The organism is Acrocarpospora phusangensis, assembly GCF_016862995.1.
GTDB lineage: Bacteria > Actinomycetota > Actinomycetes > Streptosporangiales > Streptosporangiaceae > Acrocarpospora > Acrocarpospora phusangensis.
Genome location: NZ_BOOA01000028.1, coordinates 91910 through 103409, shown reverse-complemented (window position 1 = coordinate 103409; position 11500 = coordinate 91910). Strand labels below are relative to the sequence as shown.

Below are 11500 nucleotides of genomic sequence, written 5' to 3'. Positions count from 1 at the left end.
TGGGGTGTCAGGGGCTTTGGGGCTCCTTCTTTCGGTGCCACCATCTCCGGCGAGGAGTTTTACGCGGTTCGGACGGTTCGGGCAGGCGGCCTTCGGCGCGGAGCCATTCGATGAAGGTGTGCGCGTCGGCTCGGGAGCCGCCCGGGGGTTTGGGGCGGCCGTCGGCGTAGGTGAAGAACTCCCGGGGGAAGTCCTTGCCGAGGGCGGCGACCAGGCCGGGCACGGCGGCGGCCACCAGTCCCCGGCGTTTGGCGATCAGGCTGTGCGCCTGGATCTTCAGGCGGGCGCCGTCGAAGCCGGGCGGTTCCGTGCCACCGGCGACCAGGGCCGCGAGCAGGCGGCCCTCCGCCTCCGCCAACCGCCGCCGGGCTTCCTCAATCCCGGTAGATCCCCCGCTGACGTCGATCTCGATGGATCCCCCGCTGACGTCGACCTCAGGGGATCCCCCGGTGACGTCGATCTCGATGGATCCCCCGGTGACATCGACCTCAGGGGATCCCCCGGTGACGTCGATCTCGGTGGATCCCTCGGTGATGGGACCGGGCTTGGCGCCGGTGCGGCGAGTAGCGTCACCTGCGTTGACGGCGCCGGATAACGGCGAGAAACCGGCGAGGGATCCAGCCGCCATGGGCGGCTGTTCAGGCGCGTCTGGATACGGATGATGCCGAAGCACGTCGTCGGTCATGGGTGTGCGGAGGCTCGGTTCATGGCGGCGCGGATGCGGGTGAGTTCGGCCGCGAGGGCGGCGTCGCTCGGGTAGTCGTCGTCCCATTCGAGGAGGACGCCGGGCGGGTCGACGCGGGCGCAGAGTTCGGTGAGGACGTCCAGGATGGGTTCGGGGACGGCGGCGGTGTGGGTGTCGTGCCAGACGCCGTCGTGGGAGTGGCCGCCGGCGACGTGCACGTAGGCCAGTTCGCTGAGTGGGAGCCGGTCGAGCGCCTCGCGGGCGCCGGAACCCAGGTTGACCTCGTTCGTGTACAGGTTGGCGACGTCGATCAGCAGCTTCACGCCGGTGCGTTCGACCAGCTCGCCGAGGAACTCGGCCTCGGTGAGCTCGTCGTCCGGCCAGCCGAACAGCGCGGCCACGTTCTCCAGCGCGAACGGCACCGGCAGCTCGGCCTGAGCGATCTTGATGTTGGCCGTCACGACTGCCAGCGCGTCCCGGGTGCGCGGCACCGGCAGCAGGTGGCCCGCCTCCATGCCGTCGCCCCGGACGAACGCCAGGTGCTCGCTGACCAGCGGCGCCCGCAGCGCCTCCGCGCACGCCGCCAGATGTTCGAGCCGGGCGATATCGGGCCGGTCGGCTCCGCCGATCCCCAGCGCCACCCCGTGCGGGATCACCGGAACACCGCGCTCCCGCAGCACCCGCAGCGACTCCGGCAGTCGCTCCGGCCGCAGGCTCTCGGCGATCACCTCGACGAACTCCACGCCCGGCAGCCGCTCCACGGTCAGATCGATCTCCGCCCGCCAGCCGATCCCGACCCCCAACTCGACCCGCGTCCGGTTCGGGCCGGCCGCCACCGCAACCTCCGCCGCAACCCGCCCGCCCGGCCGAGCCGTGTGCCCAGACGCCCGGTCAGCCACCTCCGCCGCCGCCGCAGCCCGCCCGCCCGGCCGAGCCGTGTGCCCAGGCACCCGGTCAGCCGCCGCCACCGCAACCTCCGCCGCAGCCCCCGCCGCAGCTGGAACCGCCGCCGGAGTCGGAGCCGCCGCTGCTGAAGTCGCCGCCGCCGTAGCCGCCCGGGTCGGAGCCCCAGCTGCTGGAGTCACTCGTACCGCCGCCCCCGCCGCCGCAGGAGCCGGCCGCGCATCCACCGCCGGAGTAGCCGGGCGGCTGGTCCTCGCGGCCGATCTCCTCGGCGTCCGGGGTGTTCAGCTCGCCCAGGCCGTACAGCGCCACCGCGCCGCCGACCGCCGCGTACGCGAAGGCGTTGTCATGACCGGAATGGCCGGAATGACCCGGGTGTCCTTCGTACACAGGCGCGTACGCGGGCGAGTAGCCGGAGCCTCTGCGGTGGGTGACCCGGGCCGCATTCAGGGCCTCGTACCCCGCGTTGGTCAGCTGGTTCCGGAGGCGCAGCTGGGTGGAGTTGTACCTGACCAGCCCGACCACGCCGACGATCGTCAGGAACACCAGGCCCAGGATGTTCGGCACGCTGATCGGCACGATCAGGGTCGCCACCAGCGCCACCGAGACCGCCCAGCCGAGGCCGGCCACCACGAGGCACCAGCCGAGGCCGCGGTTGAGGTCCCTGCCGTGGGTGAGGGCGGAGTCGGGGATCAGGTAGCCGCGGCCGGTCAGCCGGTGCATGAGCCCGATCACCCCGGGACCCTCGGCCATCGCGCGGCGCACCTCGCCGGCCGACCGGCCGCCGGGCGCGGAGGCCAGGTCCAGGACCTCCTGCTCGATCGCCTCCCGGGAGCCGCCCGCCCCGGCCACGGTGGTCAGCCGGCCGCCGCGGGCCACCCGCAGCCTGCCCTGCACGCTGAGCATGGCGATCGCCGTGTTGACCGCCCGTCTCGGCCCCCCGGCCAGGTAGGCGAGCTCGTACGTGTCGAGGGCCGGCCCGCCGAGCGGATGGGCGGATCGGACCCGCCGGTGTTCCCGTCCGATGGCCGACGAGACCGAGAAGATGAGCACCGCGATGACGATCGCGGGGACGAGAAGCACCAGCTCCATGTCGCCTCCGTGGGGGGATGACGGAGTGCTTGCGCTCCCGTTCACCCCGTCTTACGGATAGACGATCGCACGCGCGCCGAAGTTTCGCATCCACCGGAGGAATGAACGGCCCACACCTAGGAAGGAGTGGGCCGTTCGACGTCCGGAACACCCGGCGACGCTGGCGGGCGTTCCTGCTCGGGGGGAGACCGCTCAGCTCAGCCGGGCGACCAGGGCGTGGTACTCGTCCCACAGCTCCTTCGGCAGGCGGTCGCCGAAGGTCTCGAAGTGCGCCGGGATCAGGGCGGCCTCCTCGCGCCAGATCTCCGGGTCGACGCTGAGCAGCAGGGACAGGTCCTCGGCCGAGATGTCCAGGCCCTCGGTGTCGAGCTCCACCGGCAGCCGGCCGATGGGGGTGTCCACGGCGTCGGCCTGGCCGTTGAGACGCTCGACGATCCACTTGAGCACCCGGCTGTTCTCGCCGAAGCCCGGCCAGACGAACGTGCCCTCCGCGTCCTTCCTGAACCAGTTGACGTAGTAGATCGCGGGCAACCGAGCCCCCGCCGTACGGCCGATGGAGATCCAGTGGGCGAAGTAGTCGCCCATGTTGTAGCCGCAGAACGGCAGCATCGCGAACGGGTCGCGGCGCAGCTCGCCGACCTTGCCCTCGGCGGCGGCGGTCTTCTCCGAGGCCACGTTGGCGCCGAGGAAGACGCCCTGCTCCCAGCTGAAGGACTCGGTGACCAGCGGCACGGCAGTGGCGCGGCGTCCGCCGAACAGGATGGCGGAGATGGGCACGCCGTCCGGGTCCTGCCACTCCTTGGCGATCGTGGGGCACTGCTCGGCGGGAGTGGTGAAGCGCGCGTTCGGGTGGGCGGCGGGCTCCGGCGAGCCGGGCGTCCAGGAGCGGCCCTTCCAGTCGGTCAGGTGGGCCGGCGGCTCGTCGGTCAGGCCCTCCCACCAGACGTCCCCGTCGTCGGTGAGCGCGACGTTGGTGAAGATGCTGTTGCCCCAGAGCGTCTTGACCGCGTTGGCGTTGGTGATCTCGCCGGTGCCGGGCGCGACGCCGAAGAACCCGGCCTCGGGGTTGATCGCGTGCAGCCGGCCGTCCGGGCCGAAGCGCATCCAGGCGATGTCGTCGCCGATGGTCTCCACCTTCCAGCCGGGGATGGTCGGCTGGAGCATGGCCAGGTTGGTCTTGCCGCAGGCGGAGGGGAAGGCCGCGGCCACGTAGCGGGCCTCGCCGTCCGGCGGGGTGAGCTTGAGGATCAGCATGTGCTCGGCCAGCCAGCCCTCGTCGCGGGCCATCGTGCCGGCGATGCGGAGCGCGTAGCACTTCTTGCCCAGGAGGGCGTTGCCGCCGTAGCCGGAGCCGTACGACCAGATCTCGCGGGTCTCCGGGAAGTGGCTGATGTACTTGGTCTGGTTGCACGGCCAGGGCACGTCCCGCTGGCCGGGGGCGAGCGGAGCGCCGACGGAGTGCACGGCCTTGACGAAGTCACCGCGCTCCTCGATGAGGCGCAGCGCGTCCTCCCCCATCCGGGTCATCACCCGCATGGAGACCACCACGTACGGCGAGTCGGTCAGTTCCACGCCCAGCTGGGAGATGGATCCGCCGAGCGGGCCCATGCAGAACGGCACCACGTACATGGTGCGCCCGCGCATGCAGCCCTTGAAGAGCTTGCCGAAGGTGGCACGCATCTCGGCGGGCGCGATCCAGTTGTTGGTGGGCCCGGCGTCCTCCTCCCGCTCGGAGCAGATGAAGGTCCGGTCCTCCACCCTGGCCACGTCGCTCGGGTCGGAGGCCGCGTGGAAACTGTTGACCCGCTTGCGCAGCCGGGTGAAGGTGCCCTGCTCGACGAGCTGGTTGCTCAACCGGGTCCATTCGGCCTCGGAGCCGTCACACCATTCGATCCGGTCCGGCTCGGTGAGTTCCGCGATCTCGCTGACCCAGGCGGCGAGTTCGCGGTGAGCGGTCGGGTGAACGAATTGATCGGCGATCTCAGAAGTCGGCGTGAGATTGCGAGTCCTAGCGATCTCAGAAGTCGGCGTGAGATTGCGTTTCTCTGTGACGGACATCGGCGTCGGCTCCTTTGTCTGGCGGGGCCAAATCATCATTGACGATGAATACGCACCTAATCCAATTGGCGTAGACCAGTATGTTTCCACGCCGTTAATCAGGCGATATCCCGCCACCTATGCCCAGGTGGCGGCCATGATGCTCTGTGGGACCCTACCCACGAAGGCCCGGTTCAAAGAAATCGCATCACCTTCTTACCCGAATTTTCCGGCCCACACATTGGTATAGGCCAATCGCATTGGTCCAGACCTATTTCTGAATTGGTTTAGTCCACTACGTCGGGCCCGGCCGCGCGGACGCGATCGACGTGCTGGAGGGCATCGCGCAGGTCAGCGAGCCAGGTGTCGGTGTGCCTGCCGACCAGGCGGACGCACCAGGCGAGGGCGTCGGAGCGGCTGCGCGCGACCCCGGCGGCGACGAGTGTGTCCAGCACCTGCCGTTCGGGCTGCCGGAGCCGGGTCATGACCGGGACCGAGAGAGTGGTGAACATCACTGTCTCGCCGCCCACCGTGACGCCCCAGGAGACCTTCCGGCGGAACCGGTGCTCGGCCTCGCGGGCGATGTCGATCCGGCGCTCCCTGGTCTCCTCGCGGAAGCGCTCGACGTAGCCCTCCAGGGCCGCCGCCTTCTCCACGTCGGGCAGGTCGTCGGCCACGGTCAGCGGGGGAAGCGCGCCGAGCACGGTGATCTCTTCCCGGTCCAGCACGATCTCGGGCCGCCCGGCGAACCAGCCGTCGGGCATGCGCCCGGTGAACCAGCCTTTCAGCTGTTCTTCTGCATCCATGTAATCAACATTACATCGCTTGGCCTACGAAGCAATGGATTGACATAGACTAGATTTTGAGAGTTACTGTCAATTCATGGCTACTTCCAGATGGTGGGCTCTGTCAGCCCTGGTTCTCAGCGTCCTGGTCATCGGCCTGGACGCGACCGTGCTCAACGTGGCGCTCCCCACGCTCGCCGTGGCCCTGGGCGCCTCCACCGGCGAACTCCAGTGGATCGTCGACGCGTACCTGGTGACGTTCGCGGCGTTGCTGCTGCCCGCGGGCGTGTTCGGCGACAGGTTCGGACGCAAGCGCCTGCTGGTGGCCGGTCTGGCCGCCTTCGGGGTGGCCTCGGCGATGGCGATGCTGGCCGAGACGACGGGCTGGCTGATCGCCGGGCGGGCGCTGATGGGCGCGGGGGCGGCGCTGATCATGCCGCTGTCCACGTCGATCCTGCCGAGCCTCTTCCCCGCCGGCGAGCGGGCCAGGGCGATCGCGGTGTGGACGGCGGGCATGGCCGTCGGCCTGCCGCTCGGCCCGATCGTGGGCGGCTACCTGCTCGACCATTTCTGGTGGGGGTCGATCTTCCTGATCAACCTGCCGGCGGTGGCGATCGCGCTGGTCGCCGTGGTCCTGCTGGTGCCGGAGTCGCGCGACCCCGCCTCGCCCCGGCTGGACCCGCCCGGCACACTCCTGTCGGTGACCGGCCTCGCGGCGCTGGTCTACGGCGTGATCCAGGCCCCCGTGGACGGCTGGGGCTCGGCCGCCGTGCTCGTCCCGCTGGCGGCCGGCGTCGTGCTGCTGGCGGTGTTCGTCCGGGTGGAGACGCGCAGCCGTACGCCGATGATGGATCTCAGCCTGTTCCGGGACCGGGTCTTCCTGTGGGGGTCGATCGCGGCCTCGGTGGTCTCGCTGGCCATGATGGGCGTGCTGTTCGTGGTGCCGCTCTCGCTGCAGGCCGTCCAGGGATTCGACGCGATGGGCACCGGGTTGCGGATCATTCCGATGATCGTGGGCCTGATGCTCGGCGGGCTCGCCGGGGAGCGCCTGCTCAAGCGGATCGCCCTGCGGCCGGTCATGACCGCGGGACTGCTGCTGCTCACCGCCGGTCTGACGCTCGGCGCGGTCCTGCCGGGCGCGTACGCGTACACGGCCGCCTGGCTCACCGTCGCCGGGGCTGGCGTCGGCCTGACCATGGTCCCCGCCATGGACGGCGTACTGGCCCGGCTGCCCGAGGACCGCACCGGCATGGGCACCGGCGTGCTCCAGACCCTGCGCCAGACGGGCGGCGCCTTCGGGGTCGCCGGCCTGGGCAGCCTGCTCTCCGCCGTGTACGCCGGGGGCCTGCCGGCCGGCGCCCCCGCGACGGTGCGCGAGTCGGTGGCGGCGGCCGTGCACGTGCCCGAGTTCGCCGCGGCGGGCCGGCAGGCGTTCGCGGCGGCGATGGACGCGGTGCTGTGGACGTGCGGCGCGGCCGTCCTGCTCAGCGCGGCCCTGGTGGCGCTGTTCATGCGTGGCACGAGCCCGGAGGAGGCGGGAGAATCAGTCCATGAACTCGCCGGGACTGCGTGAACGGAAGAAGGCCAGGACTCGGCGGACGATCCAGGAGCAGGCGCTGCGATTGTTCGCCGAGCACGGCTACGACGCGACCACGATCGAGCAGATCGCCGAGGCCGCCGAGATCTCCCCCAGCACGATCTTCCGCTACTTCCCGACGAAAGAGGACATCGTCGTCCAGGACGACTACGACCCCCTGCTGGCCCGCGTGCTGGCCGAACAGCCGAAGGACAAACCGCCGCTGCGGGCGCTGCGGGACGCCTTCCGCGAGTCGATGGCCCTCATCCCGCCCGAGGAGCAGCGCGAGATCCTCGCCCGGGCCCGGCTCCAGCTGACCATCCCGGCCATCCGCTCGCGGGTGATGCAGAACATGCTGGACACCCTCGACCAGCTGAGCAGCGTGATCGCCCAGCGGGCGGGCCGCGACCCGGCCGACCTGGAGGTGGTGACGCTCACCGGCGCGGTCATCGGCGCCCTCATCCCGACCCTGCAGCGCTGGGTGGCCGAGGACGGCGCGCGCCCGCTGTCCGAACTGGTCGACGAGGCGCTCGCCCTGCTGGAGGAGGGCCTGCCGGTCTAACGGACCTGGGCGGCCACGCCCGGGCTGACCCGCACCACGCCCGCGAGGTTCTTGGTGTAGATCTTGGCCAGTTTGACCACGTCGCCGGTCCTGGGCGCGTGCAGCATCTGGTCGCCGCCCCAGTAGATCGCCACATGCGAGATGTACGCCGGGTTGGTCGGGTCGTTCCGCCAGAACAGCAGGTCACCCGGCTGGGCCTGCGCCAGCGGGATCTGCGGCCCCGCCGCCCACTGCTGCGCCGCCACCCGCGGCATGCGCACCCCCGCCTGCCGGAAGGCCCACTGCACCAGGCCCGAGCAGTCGAAGGTGTCCGGCCCCTCGGCCCCCCACTCGTACGGCCGGCCCAGCTTGCCCACCGCCGCCCGCAGCATCGCCTCGGTCTGCTCCGCCGACAGGAACGCCGACGCCGGCCAGACCGTCTGCCGCCGCGGCGTGACCAGCACCGGGTTGATGGTGGCCACCTGGCTGCCCTTCGGCAGCACCCGCAGCAGCGCGCGGCGCAGCTTCCCGGAGTCGACCTTGGGCGCGCTCACCACCAGCGCGTTCCCCTCGGGCAGCCCGAGCTTCCTGGCCGTCGGCCGGGAGACCACGGCCGCGATCGAGCCCATGCCCACCGTCGCGTACGCGCCGATCCTGAGCTTGTGCCCGCCGCTGGTCACCTCCGAGCCGAGTGTCAGCCCGCCGTCGTTGCCCAGTTCGAAGGAGACGGCCACCTCGCCCCTGGCGACGCCAGCCCAGAGCGCGTCGGACCCGGCGGTGGTCGCCGGGGTGTAGGCCCGGAACGTGGACGGGTCCACGCCCATGGTGGGCACCCGTTTGCCGTCCATGGTCGCGGCGGCGGCGTCGGTGACCTCCACCGCGGCGACGCCGCTCGCGCGCCTGATCCTGGCCACCAGCGACGGAGCCAGCGGGCGGTTGCTGACCACGAACAGGTGCGGCTGGTGCAGCTCGGCCAGCGGGGCGACCGGGGGCGCGGGCTCCTCCGACGCGCCCGACTCCCCGGCGGAGGCCACGAAGTCGCCGCGGGCGCGTTTCTCGCGCGGAGCGGCGGTGGAACGGTCGTCGCGGCCGTACAGCTCGGCCAGGACCAGCAGGTCGGCGGAGATGACCGAGACGAGCAGCACCACGATGAAGGGGATCAGCCGGCGCCACAACCACGGCGCCTGTAACGGGCGGCGGCGGCCCGGCAGCCGGGGCCGGTAGGCGAGATCCCTGCGGGCTTCCGCGAGCGCCCTGCGGATCACGCGTCGCTCACCCCTCTCGCCCCGGCCCGACCCACGACACTATCCGATGGAAAACGCAGAAATCCGCCGGAGCGCGTCTCCCCGGCGGATTCTTAACCAAACGTCAGTTGCCTCAGTTGCCGATGTACGGCACCGCTTCGAGCACCTCGACGGTGATGGACCGGCCGTTGGGCATCGTGTAGGTCGCCTTGTCGCCGATCTTCTTGCCGTTGATGGCGGCCCCGAGCGGGGACTTGGGCGAGTACACGTCGATCGGGGCGCCGCTCTCCTCGCGGGAGGCCAGCAGGAAGGTGACCTCGTCCTCATCGCCGACGAAGCGGATCGTCACCGTCATGCCGGGGCCGACCACGCCCTCGGTGCGCGGGGCCTCGCCGACCTTCGCGCTGTCGAGGATCTGACGGAGGTGGAAGATGCGGGCCTCCATCTTGCCCTGCTCGTCCTTGGCGGCGTGGTAGCCGCCGTTCTCCTTCAGGTCACCCTCCTCGCGGGCGGCCTCGATCTTCTTGGCGATCTCGATCCGACCCGGGCCAGAAAGGCGGTCGTACTCCTCCTTGAGGCGGTCGTACGCCTCCTGCGTCAGCCAGGTGACGGAATCGTTCTGGGAGACGGCCACTCGGGTTCTCCTTGCTTCCCTAGGTGAGTCGAAAGGCGTACAAGTTAACGCCTTCGAACGCTTCCCCAAAGATTCCACTATACGAGATTGCAATACTGAACGTGCACGGCTGTGGCTTGCGCGCTGGTCTTCACGCGCTCGGTGAACGAGGTGTCGGACTCCCCCCGGGGAATCGCGACCTCGCGGGTGCCCACCTCGACGTGGTGTGTGTCCAGGGCGCGCACCAGGCACCTCGCCTCGCGGTCGGCGGGCTTGTGCACCAGGAAGGTTATCGCCGCCGAGTCGGGCGCGCTCGCGTCGAAGGCGACCACCTCGGCCCTGACCTCGGGATTCCCGCGCGCGCTGAGGATCACGTAGCCCCATCCCGAGGCCAGCACGGCCACCACGACGCCGATCAGCGCGTACACCAGGAAGCGGCTGCGGCCCGCCGGGGGGCGCTCGGGGAAGTCCGCGGGCGTGCCGAGAACCGGGCGGGTGACTGGCTCTGGGGACATGCGCGGAATCTCCCTGCGGTCTCTCGGCGTTCTGGGAAACAATTGTGGACGGGCGGGGCGGGGCGAAAACTGTCGCACCCTGAAGCTAGCCTCTTTGCACAGCTGTCTGAACATCCGAGGAGACCCGTGAGTGCTGCCGAGATCGCGCCGTTGAGGCTGATGGCCGTCCACGCGCACCCCGACGACGAGTCGAGCAAGGGCGCCGCCACCATGGCCCGTTACGCCTCCGAGGGCGTGGACGTGCTGGTGGTCACCTGCACCGGCGGCGAGCGCGGGTCGATCCTGAACCCGAAGATGGACCGCCCCGACATCCTCGAGAACATCGCCGAGGTGCGCCGCCTGGAGATGGACCGGGCCCGCGAGATCCTCGGCGTGCGCCAGCGTTTCCTCGGTTTCGTGGACTCGGGGCTGCCCGAGGACGAGACCGAGCCGCTGCCGGAGGGCTGCTTCGCGCTCCAGCCGCTGGAGACCGCCTCGGCGCCGCTGGTGGCGGCCGTGCGCGAGTTCCGCCCGCACGTGATCTTGACGTACGACGACAACGGCGGTTACCCGCACCCCGACCACATCATGACCAACCGGGTCTCGGTGGAGGCGTTCGAGGCGGCCGGCGACCCCGACCGCTACCCGGAGGCCGGGGAGCCGTGGACGCCGCTCAAGCTCTACTACCACATGAGCTTCTCCAAGCAGCGGTTCGAGGCCCTGCACGAGGCGATGACCGCCCGCGGCATCGGCTCGCCGTATGCGGACTGGATCGCCCGCTGGGAGGACCGGCCGGAGAAGTGGGACGTCACCACCCGGGTGCCGTGCGCCGACTTCTTCGAGACCAGGGACCGGGCGCTGATCGCGCACGCCACCCAGGTGGACCCCGACGGCTTCTGGTTCGTCTGCCCCCGGGAGATCCAGATGGAGGTCTGGCCGACCGAGGACTTCCACCTGGCCCGCTCGCTGGTGGACACCGCCACCCCGGAGGACGATCTGTTCGCGGGAGTCCACGCGGAGGCCCCCACCGCCTGCTCGTAGACTTGAGGTATGAACGTCATCGCCGCCGCCGCTCCTGAGTACGGTCCGGGGCTGCTCGGCTTCCTCATCGTGTTCGGCCTGGGCGTCGCCCTGTTCTTCCTGGTGAAGTCCATGAACAAGCAGATCTCGAAGATCGAGGTCCCCTCGGAGAAGGACAAGAAGAAGTGACCCGCGCCACCGTCGCCGACAATCCCGGCGCCCAGCGCTACGAGATCCTCGTCGACGGCGGTGTCGCCGGGTTCGCGCAGTACCGGCTCCGGCCCGGGAAGATCGTCTTCACCCACACCGAGATCGACGCGGCGTACGAGGGAAAGGGCCTGGGCAGCAGTCTCGCCCGGGCCGCGCTGGAGGCTGTCCGCGAACGCGGCCTCGCGGTCGCGCCCGTCTGCCCGTTCTTCGCGGGCTACATCAAGCGCCATCCGGAGTATGCCGACCTGGTAGCGGCCGACTACCAGGACGACATCGCCTAAGGTCGCCTAGGGTCGTCTG

Annotated in this window: 13 protein-coding genes; 5 read left to right on the top strand and 8 right to left on the bottom strand. The window is 70.5% G+C overall.

What is annotated here, in order from left to right; genetic code table 11:
• Positions 1–7 precede the first annotated feature (7 nt).
• The 5 genes from Aph01nite_RS18545 to abmR form a co-directional block, all read right to left on the bottom strand.
• Complete coding sequence (locus tag Aph01nite_RS18545; protein ID WP_204042159.1) at positions 8–628, bottom strand: SCO6045 C-terminal-like domain-containing protein; 621 nt, start codon at positions 626–628, stop codon at positions 8–10.
• Positions 629–681: 53 nt separating this feature from the next.
• On the bottom strand, positions 682–1521 hold the full coding sequence (locus Aph01nite_RS18540) for an MbnB/TglH/ChrH family RiPP precursor modification enzyme (protein ID WP_204042158.1): 840 nt from the start codon (positions 1519–1521) through the stop codon (positions 682–684).
• A 118-nt stretch (positions 1522–1639) separates the two neighbouring features.
• The gene (locus Aph01nite_RS18535) at positions 1640–2680 is read right to left on the bottom strand and encodes a TIGR04222 domain-containing membrane protein (protein ID WP_204042157.1); all 1041 of its coding nucleotides are present in this window, start codon (positions 2678–2680) and stop codon (positions 1640–1642) included.
• Positions 2681–2872: 192 nt separating this feature from the next.
• Positions 2873–4738 (bottom strand): phosphoenolpyruvate carboxykinase (GTP), encoded by a 1866-nt coding sequence (locus Aph01nite_RS18530; RefSeq protein ID WP_204042156.1) that lies wholly within the window; start codon positions 4736–4738, stop codon positions 2873–2875.
• A gap of 266 nt (positions 4739–5004) precedes the next feature.
• Positions 5005–5523, bottom strand: a complete 519-nt coding sequence (gene abmR, locus Aph01nite_RS18525) for an ATP-binding transcription factor AbmR (RefSeq protein ID WP_204042155.1) — start codon at positions 5521–5523, stop codon at positions 5005–5007.
• 76 nt (positions 5524–5599) lie between these two features.
• Here abmR and Aph01nite_RS18520 point away from each other — a divergent pair, with 76 nt between their 5' ends.
• Together Aph01nite_RS18520 and Aph01nite_RS18515 are read left to right on the top strand one after the other, a co-directional pair.
• Positions 5600–7075, top strand: a complete 1476-nt coding sequence (locus Aph01nite_RS18520) for a DHA2 family efflux MFS transporter permease subunit (RefSeq protein ID WP_204042154.1) — start codon at positions 5600–5602, stop codon at positions 7073–7075.
• Positions 7053–7640: an acyl-CoA-like ligand-binding transcription factor gene (locus Aph01nite_RS18515; RefSeq protein ID WP_204042153.1), complete on the top strand. Its 588-nt coding sequence runs from the start codon at positions 7053–7055 to the stop codon at positions 7638–7640. The genes Aph01nite_RS18520 and Aph01nite_RS18515 overlap by 23 nt, the downstream gene beginning before the upstream one ends.
• Here the strand turns inward: Aph01nite_RS18515 and Aph01nite_RS18510 are convergent.
• The 3 genes from Aph01nite_RS18510 to Aph01nite_RS18500 form a co-directional block, all read right to left on the bottom strand.
• Positions 7637–8884, bottom strand: coding sequence for a C40 family peptidase (locus Aph01nite_RS18510; RefSeq protein WP_204042152.1), 1248 nt, complete (start codon positions 8882–8884; stop codon positions 7637–7639). The genes Aph01nite_RS18515 and Aph01nite_RS18510 overlap by 4 nt on opposite strands.
• A gap of 112 nt (positions 8885–8996) precedes the next feature.
• On the bottom strand, positions 8997–9497 hold the full coding sequence (gene greA / locus Aph01nite_RS18505) for a transcription elongation factor GreA (protein ID WP_204042151.1): 501 nt from the start codon (positions 9495–9497) through the stop codon (positions 8997–8999).
• A 77-nt stretch (positions 9498–9574) separates the two neighbouring features.
• On the bottom strand, positions 9575–9991 hold the full coding sequence (locus Aph01nite_RS18500; protein WP_204042150.1) for a DUF4307 domain-containing protein: 417 nt from the start codon (positions 9989–9991) through the stop codon (positions 9575–9577).
• A 159-nt stretch (positions 9992–10150) separates the two neighbouring features.
• On the opposite strand from Aph01nite_RS18500, the gene mca reads away from it, so the two are divergent.
• The 3 genes from mca to Aph01nite_RS18485 are packed head-to-tail and all read left to right on the top strand — an operon-like array spanning position 10151 to position 11481.
• Entirely contained in the window at positions 10151–11011 is an 861-nt protein-coding gene (mca, locus tag Aph01nite_RS18495; RefSeq protein ID WP_204042175.1) for a mycothiol conjugate amidase Mca, read from the top strand.
• Between the two features lie 9 nt (positions 11012–11020).
• Positions 11021–11179 (top strand): hypothetical protein, encoded by a 159-nt coding sequence (locus Aph01nite_RS18490; RefSeq protein ID WP_204042149.1) that lies wholly within the window; start codon positions 11021–11023, stop codon positions 11177–11179.
• Positions 11176–11481 carry a GNAT family N-acetyltransferase gene (locus Aph01nite_RS18485; RefSeq protein WP_204042148.1) on the top strand — a complete coding sequence of 102 codons (306 nt, stop codon included), beginning with the start codon at positions 11176–11178 and terminating at the stop codon, positions 11479–11481. The genes Aph01nite_RS18490 and Aph01nite_RS18485 overlap by 4 nt, the downstream gene beginning before the upstream one ends.
• The last annotated feature ends 19 nt before the right edge of the window (positions 11482–11500 follow it).